The sequence below is a fragment of the Mycobacterium barrassiae genome, from assembly GCF_025822765.1.
In the GTDB taxonomy this organism is placed as follows: domain Bacteria; phylum Actinomycetota; class Actinomycetes; order Mycobacteriales; family Mycobacteriaceae; genus Mycobacterium; species Mycobacterium barrassiae.
Genome location: NZ_JACKUK010000027.1, coordinates 263,855 through 284,532, shown reverse-complemented (window position 1 = coordinate 284,532; position 20,678 = coordinate 263,855). Strand labels below are relative to the sequence as shown.

General features: G+C 64.6%; 19 protein-coding genes. 18 read left to right on the top strand and 1 reads right to left on the bottom strand.

What is annotated here, in order from left to right; translation table 11 throughout:
* Nucleotides 1-87: 87 nt before the first annotated feature.
* The 16 genes from H7J93_RS18410 (at nucleotide 88) to H7J93_RS18335 (ending at nucleotide 17,593) form a co-directional block, all read left to right on the top strand.
* On the top strand, nucleotides 88-693 hold the full coding sequence (locus tag H7J93_RS18410) for a TetR/AcrR family transcriptional regulator (RefSeq protein WP_267307719.1): 606 nt from the start codon (nucleotides 88-90) through the stop codon (nucleotides 691-693).
* A 30-nt stretch (nucleotides 694-723) separates the two neighbouring features.
* Nucleotides 724-1,191 carry a VOC family protein gene (locus H7J93_RS18405; RefSeq protein ID WP_267307718.1) on the top strand — a complete coding sequence of 156 codons (468 nt, stop codon included), beginning with the start codon at nucleotides 724-726 and terminating at the stop codon, nucleotides 1,189-1,191.
* A 204-nt stretch (nucleotides 1,192-1,395) separates the two neighbouring features.
* On the top strand, nucleotides 1,396-2,163 hold the full coding sequence (locus H7J93_RS18400) for an MlaE family ABC transporter permease (protein WP_083157109.1): 768 nt from the start codon (nucleotides 1,396-1,398) through the stop codon (nucleotides 2,161-2,163).
* A 53-nt stretch (nucleotides 2,164-2,216) separates the two neighbouring features.
* Nucleotides 2,217-3,035 (top strand): ABC transporter permease, encoded by an 819-nt coding sequence (locus H7J93_RS18395; RefSeq protein WP_267307852.1) that lies wholly within the window; start codon nucleotides 2,217-2,219, stop codon nucleotides 3,033-3,035.
* A gap of 4 nt (nucleotides 3,036-3,039) precedes the next feature.
* Entirely contained in the window at nucleotides 3,040-4,497 is a 1,458-nt protein-coding gene (locus H7J93_RS18390) for an MCE family protein (protein ID WP_267307717.1), read from the top strand.
* 33 nt (nucleotides 4,498-4,530) lie between these two features.
* Nucleotides 4,531-5,562: a virulence factor Mce family protein gene (locus H7J93_RS18385; protein WP_267307716.1), complete on the top strand. Its 1,032-nt coding sequence runs from the start codon at nucleotides 4,531-4,533 to the stop codon at nucleotides 5,560-5,562.
* A complete protein-coding gene (locus H7J93_RS18380) occupies nucleotides 5,559-6,911 on the top strand; it encodes an MCE family protein (protein ID WP_267307715.1) in 1,353 nt (450 codons plus the stop codon). The genes H7J93_RS18385 and H7J93_RS18380 overlap by 4 nt, the downstream gene beginning before the upstream one ends.
* Nucleotides 6,908-8,233 carry a virulence factor Mce family protein gene (locus H7J93_RS18375; protein WP_267307714.1) on the top strand — a complete coding sequence of 442 codons (1,326 nt, stop codon included), beginning with the start codon at nucleotides 6,908-6,910 and terminating at the stop codon, nucleotides 8,231-8,233. Before H7J93_RS18380 ends, H7J93_RS18375 begins: the two co-directional genes overlap by 4 nt.
* On the top strand, nucleotides 8,230-9,387 hold the full coding sequence (locus tag H7J93_RS18370) for a virulence factor Mce family protein (protein ID WP_276022093.1): 1,158 nt from the start codon (nucleotides 8,230-8,232) through the stop codon (nucleotides 9,385-9,387). Before H7J93_RS18375 ends, H7J93_RS18370 begins: the two co-directional genes overlap by 4 nt.
* Nucleotide 9,388: 1 nt before the next feature.
* Nucleotides 9,389-10,849 (top strand): MCE family protein, encoded by a 1,461-nt coding sequence (locus tag H7J93_RS18365; RefSeq protein WP_267307713.1) that lies wholly within the window; start codon nucleotides 9,389-9,391, stop codon nucleotides 10,847-10,849.
* Entirely contained in the window at nucleotides 10,813-11,532 is a 720-nt protein-coding gene (locus H7J93_RS18360) for an Rv1363c family protein (protein WP_267307712.1), read from the top strand. The genes H7J93_RS18365 and H7J93_RS18360 overlap by 37 nt, the downstream gene beginning before the upstream one ends.
* Nucleotides 11,529-12,311 carry a hypothetical protein gene (locus tag H7J93_RS18355; RefSeq protein WP_267307711.1) on the top strand — a complete coding sequence of 261 codons (783 nt, stop codon included), beginning with the start codon at nucleotides 11,529-11,531 and terminating at the stop codon, nucleotides 12,309-12,311. The genes H7J93_RS18360 and H7J93_RS18355 overlap by 4 nt, the downstream gene beginning before the upstream one ends.
* On the top strand, nucleotides 12,311-13,219 hold the full coding sequence (locus H7J93_RS18350) for an alpha/beta fold hydrolase (RefSeq protein ID WP_267307710.1): 909 nt from the start codon (nucleotides 12,311-12,313) through the stop codon (nucleotides 13,217-13,219). The genes H7J93_RS18355 and H7J93_RS18350 overlap by 1 nt, the downstream gene beginning before the upstream one ends.
* Before the next feature lie 28 nt (nucleotides 13,220-13,247).
* A complete protein-coding gene (locus H7J93_RS18345) occupies nucleotides 13,248-14,495 on the top strand; it encodes a WS/DGAT domain-containing protein (protein ID WP_267307709.1) in 1,248 nt (415 codons plus the stop codon).
* 757 nt (nucleotides 14,496-15,252) lie between these two features.
* A complete protein-coding gene (locus H7J93_RS18340; RefSeq protein ID WP_267307708.1) occupies nucleotides 15,253-15,789 on the top strand; it encodes a DoxX family protein in 537 nt (178 codons plus the stop codon).
* A 58-nt stretch (nucleotides 15,790-15,847) separates the two neighbouring features.
* Nucleotides 15,848-17,593 carry a DUF3556 domain-containing protein gene (locus H7J93_RS18335; RefSeq protein WP_267307707.1) on the top strand — a complete coding sequence of 582 codons (1,746 nt, stop codon included), beginning with the start codon at nucleotides 15,848-15,850 and terminating at the stop codon, nucleotides 17,591-17,593.
* A 103-nt stretch (nucleotides 17,594-17,696) separates the two neighbouring features.
* Here H7J93_RS18335 and H7J93_RS18330 read toward each other — a convergent pair whose 3' ends face one another.
* Nucleotides 17,697-18,488 (bottom strand): FadR/GntR family transcriptional regulator, encoded by a 792-nt coding sequence (locus tag H7J93_RS18330; RefSeq protein WP_267307706.1) that lies wholly within the window; start codon nucleotides 18,486-18,488, stop codon nucleotides 17,697-17,699.
* 219 nt (nucleotides 18,489-18,707) lie between these two features.
* On the opposite strand from H7J93_RS18330, the gene H7J93_RS18325 reads away from it, so the two are divergent.
* Both H7J93_RS18325 and H7J93_RS18320 read left to right on the top strand, forming a co-directional pair.
* Nucleotides 18,708-19,865 (top strand): thiolase family protein, encoded by a 1,158-nt coding sequence (locus H7J93_RS18325; protein ID WP_267307705.1) that lies wholly within the window; start codon nucleotides 18,708-18,710, stop codon nucleotides 19,863-19,865.
* Nucleotides 19,862-20,659, top strand: coding sequence for a crotonase/enoyl-CoA hydratase family protein (locus H7J93_RS18320; protein WP_267307704.1), 798 nt, complete (start codon nucleotides 19,862-19,864; stop codon nucleotides 20,657-20,659). The genes H7J93_RS18325 and H7J93_RS18320 overlap by 4 nt, the downstream gene beginning before the upstream one ends.
* The last annotated feature ends 19 nt before the right edge of the window (nucleotides 20,660-20,678 follow it).

Here is a 20,678-nt window from a genome sequence, read left to right as displayed (position 1 = left end):
GGCTGGGCCCCGACCGGTCACGTTACCCAGCAGGAATTTGCGGCCAACTTCGACCCGTTGGCGGGTGCCGTCCATACACTTCGGTACGTGCAGCCAGAGACCGCCTCGGATGGCGACGACAGAGGTTGCATCATCGAGGCCGCGTACAGCTGTCTGTCGCAACCGCACAGCGGTGCCATCCCCGTCGCGGCCATCCTGGAGCGAGCGGGAGTGTCGACGCGGGCCTTCTACCGTCACTTCCAATCCAAAGACGAACTGTTCCTGGCGATGTTGCGCGAGGAGACGGACGCGTTGTCCGAACGTCTGGACCGCATATGCACCGACGTGGGCGGTGGGCCGGTCGATCAGCTCAGGGCCTGGATCGCCGGCATGTTCGTGGTGATCTTCGACGACCAGACGCGGATGCATTTCACCGTCATCGATTCCGACGAAGTGCGCGCCGCGAAGGGCTACCGGGAGGCGCGCGAGCGGTCCCATACCGACCGCGAACGGTCGCTGGTCAAGATCCTGCGCCGCGGCCGCGACGACGGCACGTTTCCGCTGACCGATCCCGAGCAGGATGCGGTCGCCATCAGTGCGGTGGTCAGCAGGGTGATGGTCAGTCAGCACTACGAAGACGAGGAAGGCGTGCAGCGCGCACAACAACGTGTGCTGGACTTCGCGCTACGCGCGCTCGGCGCGACACCGCGATGAGTTTGCGTTCCGCCAACAGTCAGTTCTGACATGCCATCGATTACGCCCAGCCTGTGGTTCGACAACAACCTCGAAGAAGCCGCCGCCTTCTACACCGGGATATTCCCCAACTCCTACGTAGAGCGGCTCTACCGCTACAGCGAGGCCGGACCCGGCACGCCCGGCGACGTCGCATGGGGCACCTTCGTGCTGGATGGCCAGCAGTTTCTCGGCATCAACGGTGGTCCGGACTTCCAGTTCACCGAGGCGGTGTCGTTCGAGATCCGCTGTAAGGACCAAGCCGAGGTCGACTACTACTGGGAGCGGCTGGTCGACGGGGGTGAGGAATCGCAGTGCGGCTGGCTCAAGGATCGATTCGGTCTGAGCTGGCAGATCACTCCCGACCGGCTCTATGAGCTGCTCGAGGACCCGGCCACCGAAGTCGCGGCGACCCGGGCGATGCTGACCATGCGCAAGATCGTCATCGCCGAATTGGAGGACGCCGTCGGCGTCAAGTAAATCTCTATTTGACGGTTATCACTACTAAATTTCTTCTCGGAAGTAGCCTTTTTGGATGCCTTCCGGGGGGAGTGACAAAGCGGTCATGGTCCTGTCGCCGACGACGAAATGTGTGATGCTACGGTCACCGGCGTCGTACTCCGGTGCTCTGAATCGCGGCGTCGACGGATGCAGCGGATCGAATTTGGCGGAAGGAAGTAGGTAGTGGTCGCTTCCTCCATCATCGGAAAGCCCGTTCGCGCGGTCGGCGGGTTCTACGGGATGGCGCTCGACACGTTCGTCGCGATGTTCCGGCCGCCCTTTGCGTGGCGGGAGTTCATCACGCAGGCTTGGTTCGTCGCTCGGGTGTCGATCGTGCCGACCCTGATGTTGACGATTCCCTACACCGTGCTGTTGACGTTCACCTTCAACATTCTGCTCAGGGAGTTCGGCGCGGCCGACTTCTCGGGCACGGGCGCCGCGCTCGGCACGGTGCGCCAGATCGGGCCGATTGTGACCGTGCTCGTGGTCGCCGGCGCGGGGGCTACCGCCATGTGCGCCGACCTCGGTGCCCGCACCATCCGCGAGGAACTCGACGCCCTTCGGGTGATGGGTGTCGATCCCATCCAGGCACTTGTGGTCCCGCGCGTGCTGGCCGCCACGTTGGTGTCGCTGGCGCTGTCGGCGACGGTGATCCTCGTCGGCCTCGCCGGAGCCTATTTCTTCTGCGTCTACATCCAGCACGTCTCACCGGGAGCGTTCGCAGCAGGCCTGACGCTGATCATCGGCGCGCTCGACGTCACCATCGCGTTGATCAAAGCGGCGCTGTTCGGGCTTTCCGCTGGCCTGATCGCTTGCTACAAGGGCATTTCCGTCGGCGGCGGCCCCGCGGGTGTGGGCAACGCGGTCAACGAGACGGTGGTCTTCACGTTCATGGCACTGTTCGCGATCAACGTCGTCGCGACGGCGGTTGCGGTGCGGGTGACGCTGTGAGCAGCCCACCCCTGGAGAGGACCCGTCGGCCGATCGACCGGCGGTTCCCTCGTTTGGCGAGGCGTCTCGACAACTGGGTCGGCGCGTGGAACCACATCGGCACGCAGACGAAGTTCTACGGCAAGACGCTGCGCAGCGTCGGTTATGTGTTCACCCACTACCGGATCGAACTGCTGCGGATCATCGCCCAGATGGGGCTGGGTACCGGCGCCCTGGTGGTGATCGGCGGAACGGTCGCGATCGTCGGCTTCCTGACCGTCACGACCGGTGCGCTGGTGGCGGTTCAGGGCTACACCGACTTCTCCGAGATCGGCGTCGAGGCGTTGACGGGTTTCGCGTCGGCCTTCTTCAACGTCCGCCTCATCGCGCCGGCGACCACGGCCATCGCACTGGCGGCCACCATCGGCGCCGGCGCCACGGCGCAGCTCGGTGCCATGCGGATCAACGAGGAGATCGACGCGCTCGAGGTGATGGGCATTCGCAGCGTCGCTTACCTGGCGTCCACCAGGGTGATCGCGGGTCTCGTCGTGGTGATCCCGCTCTACTGCGTCGGCGTGCTTGCGTCGTTCTGGGCCGCTCGCTTCGGCACCACCGTCATCTACGGACAGTCGACGGGCGTCTACGACCACTACTTCAGGACCTTCCTGAACCCCACCGATCTGGTCTGGTCATTCGTGCAGAGCATCGCGATGGCGGTGGTGATCATGCTGATCCACACGTACTACGGCTTCTCGGCAAGCGGCGGACCCGCGGGTGTGGGCGAGGCGGTCGGCCGGGCGGTGCGGACCTCGCTGATCGTCGCGGCGTTCGTGGTGATGATGATCTCGCTCGCGGTGTACGGGCAAACCGGCAACTTCAACTTGGCTGGATGACGCCATGGCCGACGTGAGAGACGACGAAGGACTGCACCCCGGTTGGTGGACGCTGATCCTGGTGCTGATGGTGATCGGCGCCATCTGGCTGACGTACGCGTTGTTCACCGGCTCACTGCGAAAGTTCGTGCCGGTCACCCTGACCTCCGAACGGTCCGGCCTGGTGATGGAGACCGACGCCAAGGTCAAGCTGCGCGGCGTCCAGGTCGGACGGGTCGCCGCGATCGAAGGCGGCACCGAGCCGGTCAAGCTCAAGCTCGAGATCTACCCCGACCAGGTCGAGCACATCCCGGCCAATGTCGAGGCGCAGATCCGCGCCACGACCGTGTTCGGCGCCAAGTTCGTCGACCTCGTCTACCCGAAAGATCCGAGTCCGCAGCGCCTGAGGGCCGGCCAGGTCTTGGTTTCACGCAACGTCAGCGTCGAGGTCAACACGGTATTCGAGAACGTGGTCGGCGTGCTCGACAAGATCGACCCGGCCAAGCTCAACAGTGTGCTGTCGGCGCTCGCCCAAGGCGTCCGCGGAAAGGGCCAGGAGATCGGTCAGGCGACCACCGACGCCAACGAGGTTTTCCTCGCGCTCAATCCACGCAGCGAGACGGTTCGGGCGGATTGGCAGGCACTGCGGGACTTCAGCGATACGTACAGCGATGCGGCGCAAGGCATTCTCGCGACGCTGGATGCGGCCAGCACCACCAGCGAAACCGTCACCAAGCATGCGGACGCGCTGGATGCGTTGCTGCTCAGCACAATCGGGCTCTCCAACAGCGGCATCAGCCTGCTGGCGCCCAGTCAGGCCAACCTGATCAAGGCCATCAACGTGCTGCAGCCGACGACCAAGCTGCTGTACAAGTACAACCCGACCTACACGTGCCTCCTGGTGGGCGCCAAGTATCTGCTCGACCACGGCGGTTATGAAGCACCGGGTGGCAACGGACGGTCGATCATCTTCGACGCCGGCCTCGCGCTCGGTGACGATCCCTACAGTTATCCAAGGCATTTGCCCATCATCGGCGCCAAGGGCGGCCCCGGCGGTAAGCCGAGCTGTGGATCGTTGCCCAACGTCAAGGAGAACTGGCCAGTCCGCCAACTCATCACGAACACCGGCTTCGGAACCGGAATCGACTGGCGCCCCAACCCGGGCATCGGGTTCCCCGGTTACGTCAACTATCTGCCGACGACGCGCGCGGTGCCCGAACCGCCCAGCATCCGCAATCTGTTCGGCGGCCCAGCGATCGGACCGATTCCGTATCCGGGCGCGCCCGCCTACGGAGCGCCGCTGTACGCCCCCGACGGCACGCCGTTGTGGCCGGGACTGCCGCCTGCGCCTCCGCCGGGAGCACCGCGCGATCCGGGTCCGACGCCGGGCTCTGAGCCGTTCGTTGTGCACGCGCCGGCGTTCCAACAGCCGACACCGTTGCCGCCGGTTCCGTTGCCGCACTTCGCCGCACCCGGACCATGACCACCGACCCGTCGACCAGAAAGGTAAGCCGATATGACTGCGAGCTGGCGTAGCGCTCTCGTTCGTCTCGGTGTCTTCCTGGCCGTGTGTCTGTTGGGCGTGTTCGCGTTGTATGCGGTGTTCGGGCAATTGCGCTTCGGCGAGAAAACCAATACCTACAAGGCCGAGTTCCTCAACGTGACGGGCTTGGAGAACGGCGACTTCGTCCGCATCGCAGGCGTAGAGGTCGGCAAGGTCGAGAAGATCTCGATCCAGCCGGATACCACCGCCCTTGTCGAATTCACCGCAGACGACTCGGTCGTGCTCACCGACGGCAACCGCGCGGTGATCCGCTACGACGACCTGATCGGTGGTCGCTATCTCTCGTTGGTCGAGGGCGCAGGAGGCACAACGAAAGTCAGACCGGGCGACACGATTCCGTTGGCCAGGACCTCTCCGGCGCTGGATCTCGATGCCCTCATCGGTGGCTTCCGGCCGCTTTTCTCGGCCCTGGACCCCGACCAGGTGAACGCGCTGTCCGGTCAGTTGATTCAGGCGTTCGAGGGACAGGGCGCGACCATCGGGTCGTTCCTGACGCAGACCGCGGCGCTGACGAACACGCTCGCCGACCGGGATCAATTGATCGGAGAGGTCATCGTCAATCTGAACACCGTGCTGGGGTCGCTGGGCGGCCAAAGTGACCAGTTCTCAAAGGCGGTCGAGTCGCTGTCCGAACTGGTGCAGGGTCTCGCGGAACGCAGAACCGAGATCAGTAACGGACTCGCCTACACGAACGCGGCCGCGGGCAGCGTCGCGGATCTGCTGTCGGAGGCCAGGCCGCCATTCGCGAAGACGATCCACGAGACAGACCGGGCTGCGGGAATCGTGGTGGCCGACCATGATTACTTCGACAACCTGATCAACACGCTCCCCGACGCCTACCAGGTGCTGGTCAGGCAGGGCCTGTACGGCGACTTCTTCTCCTTCTATCTCTGCGACATCATCCTCAAGCTCAACGGCAAAGGTGGCCAGCCCGTCTACGTGAAGGTTGCCGGGCAGTCGACGGGGAGGTGTGCACCGCGATGAAGCCGTTCTCCGAACGCAGCCCGTTCATCATGGGCGCCATCGGCCTTGCCCTGACCGCGGCGATCGTGCTGGTCTCCCTCCAGTACGACAAGATCCCCTTCCTGAACCAGACCAACGAGTACTCGGCGTACTTCGCCGAAGCCGGCGGCCTGACATCCGGTGTGGCCGTTCAGGTGTCGGGATTCCAGGTCGGGGAGGTGCAGTCGATCGAACTGGACGGTCCGCAGGTCCTGGTGAAGTTCACCGTGGACAAGGACATCGCCCTGGGGGATCGCACCGAAGCGGCGATCAAGACCAAGGGTCTGTTGGGTACGAAGATCCTCGAGGTCATGTCGAGGGGCGAGGGCCGGCTGCAGGGCATCATCCCGAAAGACCGCACGACGTCGCCGTACCAGCTGCCGGACGCCCTCGGCGAACTCGCGACGACGATCAGCGGTCTGGACACGACCCAACTCTCCGATTCGCTTCGCGTGGTGGCGGATACGTTCTCCGAGACACCACCCGAACTGCGGGTCGCGGTCGAGGGCGTCGCCCGGTTCTCGGAGACGCTCAACGAACGCGACGCGGAATTGCGGGAACTGCTCACCAACGCCAACAAGTCGACAGCGGTGCTGGCCGAGCGCAGCGACCAGATCGTCTCGCTGGTCGCCGATACCAACGCACTGTTGGCCGAACTCCAAAACCAAGCCGCTGCGGTCGATCAGATCTCTGGCAGCGTCTCGGCATTGAGCCAGCAGTTGCAGGGCTTCATCGACGAGAACCGCGAGACGATGAAGCCGGCGATCGACAAGCTCAACGGCGTGTTGACGGTGCTCGACAACCGCAAGGAGCGACTGCAGAAGGGGCTCAAATTGGTGAGCACCTATGCGATGTCGCTGGGTGAGGCGGTCTCATCGGGACCGTTCTTCAAGAACTACATCGCCAACCTGTTGCCCGGTCAGTTCCTGCAGCCATTCATCGATGTGGCATTCTCCGACCTCGGCCTGGATCCGAACGTGTTGTCGCCGTCCGAACGCACCGACCCGCAGGTCGGCACGCCGGGTCTGCCCGCCATGCCGGTGCCGTACCCACGCACCGGGCAGGGCGGCGAACCGCATCTGAATCTGCCCGACGCCATCACCGGCAATCCCGGCGACCAGGGCTGCGGCCCGCCGGGACTGCCGCTGCCCGGCCCGACCGGTTGCTACCCGTACCGCGAACCGCTGCCCGCACCGCCGCCTGGTGGCCCGCCGCCGGGACCGCCCGCGGAGGCACCGGCGGGGCTGGGTTCCATTCCGGTGCCGACGCCGTCGCCGGTGATGGTCCCCGCGCCGGGTGAAGCGCCGCCGCTGACGGGGGCGGGACGATGAACCGCATCCGCAAGAGCTGGGTCGCCGCCGCGCTCGTCGTCCTGTTGGTGGCCGGTGTGGTCGTGCTGTTCCGGACCAGCGACACCATCAACCGGACCAATGTCGTTGCGTACTTTGAGAACAGCAACGGCATCTATGAGGGTGACGATGTTCGGATCCTCGGCGTGAATGTGGGGCGTATCAACAAGATCGAGCCGGAGCCCAACCGCGTCAAGATCTCGTTCTGGTACGACAGCAAGTACAAGGTGCCCGCCGACGCCAACGCCGCGATCCTGTCGCCGACGCTGGTGACCTCCCGCGCCATCCAGCTGACCCCCGTATACACCGGCGGTCCCACCATGACCGACAACGCCGTGATCCCGCGGGAGCGCACCGTGGTACCGGTCGAGTGGGACACGCTGCGGCAACAGCTCGAAAGGCTCGCCAAGGAGTTGCAACCGACTGAGCCCGGAGGAGTGAGCCCGCTGGGTTCGGTCATCAACACCACCGCAGCAAACCTGCGTGGCCAGGGCGCGAACATCCGCGACACGGTAATCAAACTGTCGCAGGCCTTTTCGGCGCTCGGCGACAAGAGCACCGACATCTTCTCCACCATCAAGAACCTGTCAATACTGGTTTCGGCACTGCAGGACAGCACGAACTTGATGCGTCAGCTCAACCAGAACCTCGCCGCGGTGACCGGTCTGCTCGCGGACAGTCCAAACGAGGTCGGCGACGCGGTGCGCGACTTCAACGCCGTGATCGGTGAAGTTCAGTCGTTCGTGGCGGAAAACCGCGAGTCGTTGGGCACCACGTCGGACAAGCTGGCGGGTGTCACTCAGGCGCTGCATGACAGCCTCGATGACCTGAAGCAGTTCCTTCACGTCGCACCCAACTCATTCCAGAACTACGTCAACGTGTATCAGCCCGCGCAGGGCGGGGTGAGCGCCATCCTGGCGGTCAACAACTTCGCCAACCCGATCAGCTTCCTGTGCGGTGCGGTGCAGGCGGCGTCGCGGCTCAACGCGGAGCAGTCGTCGAAGTTGTGCGTGCAATACCTCGCGCCGATCATCAAGAACCGTCAGTACAACTTCCCGCCGATCGGTCAGAACCTCTTCGTCGGTGCCCAGGCACGGCCGAACGAGATCACGTACAGCGAGGAATGGATGCGGCCCAATTACATTCCGCCGCAACCTCCTGCGGCGTCACCGCCGCCGGCGCCCGACGGTGCCGCGCCTCCGCCGCCACCCGGGCCCCCGCTGCCTGCGGAAGCAGTTGTTGCCACCAATCCGGCCGACGGACTCCAGGGCATGATGATGCCGTCAGGGGTGGTGGGACCATGACGAGACAGCGAATTCGGTTGCGCGTCACCGTAGGACTGCTGGTGCTCGGCCTGGTCGTCTCCGGGTGTGCGGATTGGCAGGGGCTGAACTCGATCCCGTTGCCCGGGGTCGAAGGCCGCGGTCCCGGCGCGTTCACCATCCAGGCGCAGATGCCCGATGTCGACAACATCGAGCCGAACTCCCGGGTGCGCGTTGCCGATGTCACGGTCGGCAACGTGACCAAGATCGAGCGCCAGGGCTGGCACGCCCTGGTCACGATGGAACTCAACGAGAATGTCCAGCTTCCGGCCAATGCGACGGCCAAGCTCGGACAGACGAGCCTTCTGGGTTCACTGCACATCGAACTCGCACCGCCCACCGACGAGGCGCCGCAGGGCAGGCTGCACGAGGGTTCGCTGATCCCACTGAAGTCGTCGGGTAAGTATCCGAGCACCGAGCAGACGTTGGCGGCCGTCGCGCTGCTGCTCAATGGCGGTGGTATCGGCCACATTCAGGACATCACCGAGGCGTTCAGTACCGCGTGGGCAGGCCGGGAAGCCGACCTGCGCAGCCTGATCGAACAGCTCGACGTGTTCATCGGCTACGTGAACGACCAAAAGGGCGACATCATCGAGGCCAACGAGAGCTTGAACAATCTCGTAGGCCAGTTCGCTGAGCAGAAGCCGGTGGTGGACAAGGCATTACGCACGATTCCCAACGCGCTGGAGGTGCTGAAAGACCAGCGCAACAACCTCGCAGAGGCCCTCGTTCAGCTGGGCAGGTTCAGCGCGCTGGCCGCCGATTCCGTCAACCAAACCAAGGAAGCTCTCGTCCAGGAGCTCAAAGACCTTGGGCCGGTACTGGAGTCCCTGGCCAACGCGGGCCCGGCCTTGACCAGGGCGCTGAGCTTCCTGCCGACGTTCCCGTTCCCGAAAGAGACGCTGACCAACTGGATTCGCGGCGACTACGCCAATTTGTCGCTGATCGTCGACATGACGTTGAGCCGCATCGACCAAGGGTTGTTCACCGGGACACGGTTCGAATGCAACCTGACGTGGCTGGAGCTGCAGTGGGGCCGCACCATCGGCCAGCTGCCGAGCCCGTGCAACCATAACGTCCCGCCGCCTGGCGGAAACCCGTTGCTTGTGGCTTATCGCTGGGATCAGGGGCCGTGACATGCGACTGACTCGACAGATCGTCATCCAGCTACTGATCTTCTCCATCCTGGCCGTCGTAGCGCTGGGGATCATGGTCATCTCGTACATGCGTCTGCCCGCACTGATGGGTATCGGCGAGTACCGCGTCACGCTGGAGTTGCCGGAAGCCGGTGGGCTCTATCCGCGGGGCAACGTCACGTACCGCGGCACCCAGGTCGGCATCGTGAAAAGCGTCAACCTCACCGATAACGGTGTCGCCGCTGACCTTTCGCTCGACTCCAATGTGCCCATCCCCGCCGATCTCATCGCTGAGGTGCACAGCCAGTCCGCGGTCGGCGAGCTGTATGTGCAGCTGGTTCCGCAGAGCGGCGAAGGTCCGAAGCTCAAGAACGGCGATGTCATCCCGCAGGATCGTGCGCGCGTTCCCATCGACGTGAACACGGTCCTGGATTCCACCAACCGCGGCCTTGCCGCGATTCCCCGCGAGAATCTGCAGACGGCAGTCGACGAGGCATACACGGCGTTCGGTGGACTCGGGCCTGAGTTGTCCCGGTTGGTCGACGGCGGCACCGCGCTGGCCATCGACGCCCGAAAGAATCTCGATTCGTTGACCACCGTGATCGATCAGTCGCAACCGATCCTCGATTCCCAGACCGACAGCGGCGGTGCGATCCGGGCGTGGGCGTCCAACCTCGCGTCGATCACCGGTCAGCTGCAGGCGCAGGATCCCGCGGTAGCCGGGATCTTGGAGAAGGGGCCGGGCGCGGCGGAAGAGGTGCGGGCGCTGTTCGATCGGCTTCAGCCCACGCTGCCGATCGTGTTGGCCAACCTGGTGAGCATCGGTGAAGTCGCCGTTGCTTATCAACCCAGCCTCGAGCAGTTGCTCGTGTTGTTCCCGCAGGGCACCGCGGCGACTCAGGCGATCGGCGTGGCCAAGGCCAACACCAAACAGGACTACATGGGCGACTACCTGACGCTGAACCTCAACCTGAATCTGCCGCCGCCATGCACCACCGGGTTCCTCCCGGTGCAGCAGCAGCGAGTGCCTGCGTTGCAGGATTATCCGGACCGGCCGGAAGGCGATGTCTACTGCCGCATCCCGCAGGACGCACCGTTCAACGTCCGCGGTGCGCGCAACCTGCCCTGCGTCACCGTGCCGGGCAAACGTGCGCCCACGGTGAAGATGTGCGAGAGCGACGAGCAGTACGTGCCGCTAAACGACGGCTACAACTGGAAGGGTGACCCCAACGGCACGCTGTCCGGACAGCCGATTCCCCAGCTGCCGCCTGGTACTCCACCTGCAGAAGCGGCTCCTCCGCCGGGTCCAGCACCGCCGCCGATAGCGGCCGCCGAATATGATCCTGCGACTGGCACGTATGTTGGGCCGGACGGACGTGCGTACACACAGTCCAACCTGGCCCGAAGCGCCGCAGAGGAGCAAACATGGCAGACGATGCTGCTGCCCCCGACGGGGAACTGACCGAGACTTCGGCGGCGGAGGAGAAATCCGGCGCCGCTGAACCCGAATCAGCCGCGGAGGAGGCCGGCACCACGTCGGATGCCGAAGCCGCCGAAGAGACCGCCGATGCGGTCGACGATGGCGACGAGGCGAGCGATGACGCCGACGAGGAGGGCGCAGAGGGCGGCGACGAGGAGCCGTCGGCCCCCGCCAAGCGGCGGATGTCGCATGTGCGGCTGGCGACGATCGCCGGTCTGGTATTGGTGCTTGCGCTCGGCGGGCTGGCCGGTTGGTCGGGATACCGCGCCTACGACGCCTATAAGGGTGAGAAGCAGCGCCAACTGTTCCTGCAAGTGGGCAGGCAGGGAGCGCTCAATCTGACGACGATCGACTGGGAGCACGCCGAGGCAGATGTGCAGCGCGTCCTCGACTCGGCCACCGGAACGTTCTACGACGATTTCCAGAACCGCGCGGCACCGTTCGTCGAGGTCGTGAAGCAGGCGCAGTCGAAATCGGTCGGCACGATCGCCGAGGCGGGGCTGGAGTCGGCGACCGAGGACGAGGGTCGGGTGCTCGTCGCGGTGACCGTCAATACGTCGAATATCGGCGCCCCTCAGCAGGAGCCGCGCGCCTGGCGGATGCGGCTGACGGTGACGAAGGTTGGTGACGACGCGAAAGTGTCCAACGTGGAGTTCGTGCCATGAGCAAGAGACACCGGATGCCCGCAGGTGGCGCCAAGAGTGACGAGGAATCCGCCGAGGTGACCGAAGAGGCTACGACCGAAGAGTCGACGAAGGCGACAGAGGATTCCGCGCCTGAGCCCACGGAGGCGGCAGAGGCCGCTCCGGAGTCGAACGAGACCGCCGAGGCGGAGGCGACGGCAGCTGCAGACGCTGAAGACTCGGAAGCCGCCGAAACCGCCGAGGAATGGCCGGAATCCAGCGATGAGCCGGAAAAGCCCAAGCGCAAGATTCAATGGTCGCGCGTCCTCGCTTACGGCATACTGCCGGCGCTAGCGCTGTTACTCGCGCTGGCGGCGGGCTACGCGCGGTGGCAGTACACCTCGAGCGACTACAGCGCGTTGCCGCCGGCCGCGTCGGAACAGCATCCCTCTCCGGCAATGGAATCGATGAATGCGGCCAGGGACAGCACCATCAAGATGCTGTCGTACAAACCGGATACCGTCGACCAGCAGCTCAACGCCGCCCGCGATCTGCTCACCGGGGACTTCCGCGATTCGTACACGACGCTGATCAACGACGTCGTGATCCCGGGCGCCAAGCAGAAGCAGATCTCCGCTGTCGCATCGGTTCCGGCGGTGGCATCGGTCTCGGCCGATCCGAAGCACGCCGTGGTGCTCGTCTTCGTCAACCAAACCGTGGTCGTCGGGCAGGATCTGCCTTCGGACACCGCATCGAGCGTTCGCGTCACCCTCGAGAAGGTCGATGATCGCTGGCTGATCTCGGAGTTCGAACCGGTCTGATGCTCGAGCCCGAGACCATCGACGTCGCGACGCCGGCGGTAGGGCTGCGTGTGCTGACGTGGGGCCGAGAGGACGCGCCGATCGCGTTGTGCCTGCACGGCTTTCCCGACACCGCCTACGGGTGGCGCAAGATGGCGCCGGTGCTGGTCGACGCGGGTTGGCGGGTGGTTGCGCCGTTCATGCGGGGCTATGCGCCGTCGTCATTACCGAAGGACGGCAGCTATCACATCGGTGCATACATGGATGACGCGCTGCGGGTGCTCGACGCCGTCGGAGCGACAGGCCGCGACGTGATCATCGGTCACGACTGGGGTGCCATGGCTGGCGCGGGCCTTGCGGCAATGCCGGACAGCCCGTTCAAGAAGGCGGTGATCATGTCGGTGCCGCCGAGCGCATCGTTCCGCCCGCCGGGTGGTCGCGTCCCCGACATCGGTGGACTCGCTAGGGCACTGCCGGCGCAGCTGCGGCGGAGCTGGTACATCCTGTACTTCCAGTTGCCCTGGCTGCCAGAACGTTCCACCGAATGGATCGTCCCGCGGTTGTGGCGAAAGTGGTCGCCGGGATACGCCGCCGACGAGGATATCCGCCACGTCCAGGCATCCATCGGTGCCCCTGACCGCTGGCGCGCCGCGCTGGGGTACTACCGCGCGCTCGTACGAAACACCAAAGTGCCGTCCCAATACGCAGAGCTGCACGAGCACTGGCTTGCGGCGCCGCGGATCCCGACGCTGTATCTACACGGCCGCGACGATGGCTGTGCCACAGCGGATTACGCACCCTGGGTCGAGAAGATCCTGCCGGATGGCAGCGAAGTGGCGATCATCCCGCACGCCGGGCATTTCCTGCAGCTCGATCAACCCGACGTGGTCGGCCACCAGATCGCCGACTTCGTGGGAGCACCGACTTGAGGCTCACATAGGCGCCTAGGCTGGACGCATGACGATCCGCCGACTGTCTGCGGTGGATGCGCAGACGTACTGGATGTCGGCGAAGATTCCCAACGACCAGTTCATGCTCTACGGCTTCGACGGCGTACCGGCGAACCTCGATCGGGCGTTGGAGGAGATCCGCGCCCGCGCGCAGGGGTGCCCGGAGTTGACGCTACGGATCCGGGACAGAGCGCTCGGATACCCGCAGTGGGTGACCGGTGAGGTCTCGACGGACCAGTTGGTCGTGCACGATGCGACGGGGTGGCCCGACTGCCTGGCCACCGTGGCCGGGCTGGCGGCGGACCAGCTGGACGCGCGATCGATGACGTGGCGGCTGCATGTCTTCTGCCCAGTCGATGACATGCCAGGCGGCCGTAAAGGAGTCGTGGCGGTAATGCAGGTGGCCCACGCGGTCGGCGACGGAATCCGCTCGTCCGCGATGGCGGCGCAGTTGTTCGGTAGGGCCGCTCCGGTGGCTCCGGTGGAGGCGCCGTCGTCGGTCAAGCCGTTGGCACTGCCGTGGCTCGGCTACCGCGCCGCGCGCGCACATCGTCAACTGGAGCGTGACACGGCCGCTGGGCTCGTCCCGCCGCAAGCTGATTCGCGGCCGGCGCTGATCTCCAATTCGCGGCCCGAGGGGTCGCGCACTTTTCGCACGGTGGTGCGACAGCGTGCTGACATACCGGGGCCGACCGTGACCGTCGGTGTGCTAGCGGCGATTTCCGCCGCGCTGTCTGCGCACCTGCGCGAGATGGGCGACGATCCTGCGCTGCTGGGCGCCGAGGTGCCCATGGCGAAGCAGGGCCCGCGTCGGGCGCACAATCACTTCGGCAATGTCGGCGTCGGGCTCTATCCGGAACTCGGGCCGGCCGAGCGGGTTACGCGCATCGCAGGGGATCTCGCAGATCGCCGGCGCCGCGCGGCACACCCCGCGATGCTCGCGGCGAGCCGCGCCTTCGAGGCTGTTCCTGCGCCGCTACTACGTTGGGGTGTCGACCAATTCGACCCGTCGGTACGCTCGCCGACCGTGACGGGCAATACCGTCGTCTCCAGCGTCAACCGAGGCCAGGCCGATCTCTACTTCGGCGACGCGCCTGTGGTGTTGACTGCGGGCTATCCGGGGCTGTCGCCGATGATGGGCCTCACGCATGGAGTCCATGGCATCGGGGACACCGTGGCGATCAGCGTGCACGCAGCCGCGTCGGCGGTAGGCGATGCCGATGCCTACGTCGAACGCTTGGCCGCCGCGCTCTGACGGTGAGCTGCCGTGGCGAACGCTCTATTGACGCGGAAGTAAACCGAGTTATGGATCATCGCGCCGGGCCTGAAGGCCGAATTGTGCGACTCGGCGGGATAGTCAGCAAACAGCTCCGGGATGTGTCTTGAACTCTGAGCAAACAACTGCAATTGTGTTGCACTTCTCGGTCGAATTACTCGGCGTCATATCTGCGCCGGATTTGATCTTGAATCCCACTTAGTCGTCTTGAGTAGCGGTTAAAAAACTTGGATTCAATCGTCTAAATTGATCGGCGTAGGCGCCACTGGTGTCGTACAGTGAACAGGTCTAGGGGAGACCGTTATTCCGACGAAGGGGGTTCTGTAATGTCGCTATTTGTACGTAAATTGGTGCTCGCTTTGATGCTCACCACAATCGTTGGCACGACTTCGGCGTGTGTATTTCCAGTCACGATTGACTGCACTCCTCTTGCCTGCACTCCATAAATAAGCGCTGGCCCAATCGCGGCCATCCGCAGCTTTATCGGAGCGGGCATTTCAACGGGATCCGCGCCTAAAACATGCGTTATGCCGTGCTGCGGAGCAGTGCAATAAAGGCCACTATTTTTGCCCATGATCACGGGCACTTGGTGGCGAAACCACATCTGCGTCCCGCGCCCGTTGAACGCCGTCAACTCGCCGAAGCTTGCCTCAGCCCCTGGATGAGGCGGTCAGGTGTCAGGAACTACCTCTAGGGGGCTGGGCATCGGCTTAACACATGGCCTAGATTCTGTTGCATGACTGCATACGGTTCTGCTGCTGACATTGGCCTGCTGATCCTGCGAGTCGTGCTCGGTCTCACGATGGCCGCGCATGGTTACAACAAGTTCTTCGGCAAGGGCGGCTTGGCGGGCACCGCAGGCTGGTTCGACAGCATGGGGATGAAGCCGGGCATCTTCCACGCCAGGGTCGCCGCGACCACCGAGATGGCGGCGGGTATCGGTCTGGCCGCCGGACTGCTCACGCCCATTCCGGCGGCGGGATTCGTCGCGCTGATGCTGGTGGCCGCGTGGACCGTACACCGGCCGAACGGCTTCTTCATCGTCAAAGAAGGCTGGGAGTACAACCTGGTGCTCGCGGCCTCGGCAGTCGGCATCGCGACGATCGGGGCGGGGAGGTACAGCCTCGACTACCTCTTGTTCCGCACGTCGACGCTTTACGACTTCCTGCACGGCTGGTGGGGTCTGATCATCTCGCTCGGGCTGGGGCTGGCCGGCGGCATCGGTCAGCTGGTCATCTTCTATCGGCCGCCCGCCAAGGCCGACGCCGCGTAGCTGCTCAAGTCCGACAAACTGATTCCGCGGAGCTAGAACACGTTCTAGTCTTTCGGCCATGGGATTTCTCAAGCCCGACATGCCGGTTGTCGACATCGCCGAATGGAGCAAGGGTTCGCGCTCGGAGAAGATTCGCCCGATGGCGCTGCACTGGGCCGAGGTGGGCTTCGGCACGCCCGTCGTGATGCACCTGTTCTACGTCGTGAAGATCCTGCTCTACATCCTCGGCGGCTGGCTTTTCGCGCTGGCCACCAAGGGTGTGGACGGATTCACCAACGTCGCCGACTGGTGGACCGAGCCGATCGTGTTCCAGAAGGTCGTGCTCTACACCATGCTGTACGAGGTCGTTGGCCTCGGTTGCGGATTCGGCCCCCTCAACAACCGGTTCTTCCCGCCCATGGGGTCCATCCTGTACTGGTTGCGGCCCAACACCATTCGGCTGCCGCCGTGGCCCAACCGGGTACCCCTGACCAGGGGCGACTCGCGTACGCCGATCGACGTTGTGCTCTACGCCGCCCTGCTGGTCGTGCTCGTCGTGGCGCTGTTCTCGGACGGCACCGGACCGATGCCGTCGCTCGGCACTTCGATTGGGGTGCTGCCGATGTGGCAGATCTGGACGATTCTCGGTCTGCTCGCGGTCCTGGGGCTACGCGACAAGGTGATTTTCCTGGCCGCGCGCGGCGAGGTGTACGGGTCCTTCGCGGTGGCCTTCCTGTTCGCGGGGTACGGGGTCGACATGATCATCGCCGCCAAGTTGGTGTGCGTGGTGATCTGGATGGGCGCCGCCACGTCAAAACTGAACAAGCACTTCCCATTCGTGATCTCGACGATGATGTCGAACAATCCGTTGGTCCGTACCAAGTGGTTGAAGCGGCGGTTCTTCGAGAAGTTCCCCGACGATCTGCGTCCGGGCCGGGTGTCGCGATTCATCGCCCATTTCAGTACCGCGGTCGAGATGCTGGTTCCGTTGGCGCTGTTGTTCTCTCACGGTGGTTGGCCCACCTATATCGCGGCGTTCATCATGTTGTGTTTCCACTTCGGCATCCTGTCGGCGATCCCGATGGGCGTGCCGCTCGAGTGGAACGTCTTCATGATGTTCTGTGTGGTAATGCTTTTCGTTGGCCACGCCTCGGTCGGGCTGGGGGATCTGACCACGCCGCTGCCGATCGTGCTGCTCGCTGTGCTGGTCACCATCGTGGTGCTCGGCAACCTGTTCCCGCGCATGATCTCGTTCCTGCCGGGCATGCGGTACTACGCGGGTAACTGGGACACGTCGTGGTGGTGCATCAAGCCGTCGGGCAACGAGAAGATCGAGCGTGGACTGGTCGCGATCGCCAGCATGCCGGCGTCTCAACTCGAGAAGGTTTACGGCAGTCCGGAACAGGCGATGATCTACCTATACAAGGGATATGCGTTCCGCGGCTTTAACTCTCACGGTAAGGCACTGCTGACGTTGGTTCACAACGCGTTGGCCGGTCGCAACGAGGACGACTACGTGATCACCGAAGGTGAGCGGCTGTGCAGCACGGCGGTCGGCTGGAATTTCGGCGACGGCCATATGCACAACGAGCAGCTGATCGAAGCGATGCACAAGCGGTGCCACTTCGAACCCGGCGAGGTGCGCGTCATTCTCCTTGACGCGCAGCCGTTCCACCGTCAGCGGCAGGAATACCGGTTGGTCGACGCGGCGACGGGGGAGTTCGAACGTGGCTACGTGAACGTCTCCGACATGGTGACGGGTCAGCCGTGGAGCGACGACATTCCGGTGCACGTGACGTGGTCGGCGTCGACGACGAGCCGATGACCTCTACTCCGCCGTGAATCATCGGTATCCACGTTTTGCAGAAGAAGTTCGAGTAAACGTCTGCAGAACGTGGATAGCGTTGCGCCGGCAGGCCGCAAGCTCCTCACCCCATGACGTCGCGGACTTTGACGTCCTCCAACCCCTCCAGCATCAGGTTGCGTGCCACGTCGAGGTGTGTGCGCCAGTGGGCTTCGGCCGCTGCGCCGTCGCGCGACCGCAGCAGCTGCATCAGGCGTTGGTAGGAGCGCATCAGCTTGTCGAAGTCCGCCTTGGATACCGGGCGGCCCTCCTTGAAGGCGAATGCGGTGTGCCGCACGGTGATCTCCTGCAGCATCCCGGCGATGATCGTCAGCGTCGCGTTTCCCGACAGCTCGACGAGCCGCTGGTGGAAATCACCTGTCGTCTCGGCAAGCCGACCCGTCTGCCACCCCGAGGGAACGTGGTCGGCGAGCATCTGGTCCAGCTCATCGAACGCTTCGACCGTTCCGGATTCTGCGAGCAGGCGGGCGGCCATCGGTTCGATCCCGGCCCGGGCCGTCATGAGATCGGCGATGGTCGCGCCCGACAACTCGAGCAGGAGCCCGGCGGGACGGGCCACGATCTCGGGGCCGGGCACACGAACGCGAGCGCCGGTGCGTGAGCCTCGGCGGACCTCGACGAGCCGCTCGGATTCCAGGACTCGCACTGCTTCGCGCAACGTCGGCCGGCTGACGCCGAAATGGGCCATCAGCTCTGCTTCGTTGGGCAGGAAGTCGCCGTCCTTGAGCTGGCCGTCGACCACCATGCGCCGCAACGTCCCGGCGACGAGTTCGGCGGTCTTCGGCGATCGGACCGCCGTGCCTCCGCCCACGCCGTCTGGGCCGATCATCGGCGCCAGTGGGGTACTTCGAGCCACTGCTTACTCCCGGAAAAGGTGACTGGCGGTACAGCCAGCTATGCAACTCAGTAAACCATGTGGGACGCTAGGTTCATGGGCAGTGCGTATACGCGCAGGTGGTTGGAGTTTCTGTCCGGCGTAGCGTGAGAGGTATCCCACCCTACCAACCAGTAGGTTGACCTAGTAAACTACGTTGCTCTACCTTCGGGAAAACACGACTTTCAAAGGAGAAGGGTCATGGCTGAAGCCGTCATCGTCGAGGCTGTACGGGCGCCGGTCGGCAAGCGCAACGGCGGACTTTCCGGTGTGCACGCGGGTGATCTATCTGCGCAGGTGCTCAACGGACTGGTCGAGCGCGCAGGCGTTGATCCGGGCATCGTCGACGACGTGATCTGGGGCTGCGTTATGCAGGCCGGTGAGCAGGCCCTCGACATCGCACGTACCGCGGTGCTCGCGGCGGGCTGGCCGGAGAGTGTTCCGGGTGTGACCGTCGATCGGCAGTGCGGGTCGAGCCAGCAGTCGGTGCACTTCGCAGCGGCCGGCGTCATCGCCGGGCACTACGACGTCGTCGTCGCCGGTGGCGTCGAGTCGATGTCGCGAACGCCGATGGGTTCGTCGCTGGCCAACGGCGGACATCCGTACCCGGAGGCGTTCCGCAGCCGCTACTCCCAGACCCCGAACCAGGGCATCGGCGCCGAGATGATCGCCGACCAGTGGGGCTTCAGCCGGACCGACCTCGATCAGTTCTCGCTTGGCTCGCACGAGAAGGCCGCGGCCGCACAGGATTCCGGTGCGTTCGATGACCAGATCGTCGGCATCAAGACCAAGGACGCTGACGGCAACGACACCGTCGTGACTCAGGACGAGGGCATCCGCCGCGGCGGCACCATCGAGTCGATCGGCAAGATCAAACCCGCGTTCAAGGAAGACGGCGTGATCCACGCCGGCAACTCCAGCCAGATCTCGGACGGCTCGGCCGCCCTGCTGTTCATGTCGGCCGAGAAGGCGAAGTCGTTGGGCCTCAAGCCGATTGCCAGGGTCCACACCGCGGTGCTGGCCGGTGCTGATCCCGTCATCATGCTGACCGCTCCGATCCCCGCCACCCAGAAGGCGCTGAAGAGGTCGGGACTCTCGCTCGACGAGATCGGCGTGTTCGAGGTCAACGAGGCCTTCGCCCCGGTACCGCTGGCGTGGCTGAAGGACATCGGCGCCGACGAGAAGAAGCTGAACCCGAACGGCGGCGCCATCGCGCTCGGGCACCCGCTCGGTGGCTCCGGTGCCCGCATCATGACGACGATGCTCTACCACATGCGGGACAAGGGAATTAAGTACGGCCTGCAGACCATGTGCGAGGGTGGCGGCCAGGCCAACGCCACCATCCTCGAACTGTTGTGACAACGGACGTCACCGCCCCCGCCGCTCTCACCGAGCGGCGGGGAAACGTCCTCATCATCACGCTCAACCGGCCGGAGGCCCGTAACGCCGTCAACAGTGCGGTGAGCACCGCTGTGGGCGATGCGCTGCAGGCAGCACAGGACGATCCCGAGGTCCGGGCCGTCGTCATCACCGGCGCCGGCGAATCTTTCTGCGCCGGTGCTGATTTGAAGGCCATCTCGCGGCGGGAGAACTTGTTCCATCCCGACCACGCCGATTGGGGCTTCGCCGGATACGTCCACCACTACATCGACAAGCCCACCATCGCCGCGGTCAACGGCACCGCGCTCGGAGGCGGAACCGAACTCGCACTCGCCAGCGATCTCGTCGTCGCCGAAGAGCGGGCCAAGTTCGGGTTGCCTGAGGTGAAGCGCGGTCTGATCGCCGCCGCGGGCGGTGTGTTCCGCATCGTCGACCACCTGCCCCGCAAGGCCGCGATGGAGCTGCTGTTCACCGGCGAGCCGATGAGTTCGGCCGACGCCCTGAAGTGGGGTCTGATCAACGAAGTCGTACCCGACGGCACCGCGGTCGAGGCGGCGCTCGCGCTCGCCGAGCGGATCACTTGCAATGCGCCGCTTGCGGTATGGGCGAGCAAGAGGGTCGCGATGGGCGTCGACGACGGCGTCATCGTCGGCGATGAGCCCGGCTGGACCAGGACCATGCGCGAAATCGGCACCGTGATTCGTTCCGAGGACGCCAAAGAAGGACCGCTGGCCTTCGCAGAGAAGCGCCAGCCAGTCTGGAAAGCCAAGTAAGCAAAGTAAGCGAAGTAAG

Bases quoted from the DNA above. Each gene is read 5' to 3' on its own strand.
- H7J93_RS18405 (WP_267307718.1), top strand. From the start codon at position 724: ATGCCATCGATTACGCCCAGCCTGTGGTTCGACAACAACCTCGAAGAA.
- H7J93_RS18390 (WP_267307717.1), top strand. From the start codon at position 3,040: ATGGCCGACGTGAGAGACGACGAAGGACTGCACCCCGGTTGGTGGACG.
- H7J93_RS18385 (WP_267307716.1), top strand. From the start codon at position 4,531: ATGACTGCGAGCTGGCGTAGCGCTCTCGTTCGTCTCGGTGTCTTCCTG.
- H7J93_RS18380 (WP_267307715.1), top strand. From the start codon at position 5,559: ATGAAGCCGTTCTCCGAACGCAGCCCGTTCATCATGGGCGCCATCGGC.
- H7J93_RS18375 (WP_267307714.1), top strand. From the start codon at position 6,908: ATGAACCGCATCCGCAAGAGCTGGGTCGCCGCCGCGCTCGTCGTCCTG.
- H7J93_RS18370 (WP_276022093.1), top strand. From the start codon at position 8,230: ATGACGAGACAGCGAATTCGGTTGCGCGTCACCGTAGGACTGCTGGTG.
- H7J93_RS18365 (WP_267307713.1), top strand. From the start codon at position 9,389: ATGCGACTGACTCGACAGATCGTCATCCAGCTACTGATCTTCTCCATC.
- H7J93_RS18360 (WP_267307712.1), top strand. From the start codon at position 10,813: ATGGCAGACGATGCTGCTGCCCCCGACGGGGAACTGACCGAGACTTCG.
- H7J93_RS18355 (WP_267307711.1), top strand. From the start codon at position 11,529: ATGAGCAAGAGACACCGGATGCCCGCAGGTGGCGCCAAGAGTGACGAG.
- H7J93_RS18350 (WP_267307710.1), top strand. From the start codon at position 12,311: ATGCTCGAGCCCGAGACCATCGACGTCGCGACGCCGGCGGTAGGGCTG.
- H7J93_RS18345 (WP_267307709.1), top strand. From the start codon at position 13,248: ATGACGATCCGCCGACTGTCTGCGGTGGATGCGCAGACGTACTGGATG.
- H7J93_RS18340 (WP_267307708.1), top strand. From the start codon at position 15,253: ATGACTGCATACGGTTCTGCTGCTGACATTGGCCTGCTGATCCTGCGA.
- H7J93_RS18335 (WP_267307707.1), top strand. From the start codon at position 15,848: ATGGGATTTCTCAAGCCCGACATGCCGGTTGTCGACATCGCCGAATGG.
- H7J93_RS18325 (WP_267307705.1), top strand. From the start codon at position 18,708: ATGGCTGAAGCCGTCATCGTCGAGGCTGTACGGGCGCCGGTCGGCAAG.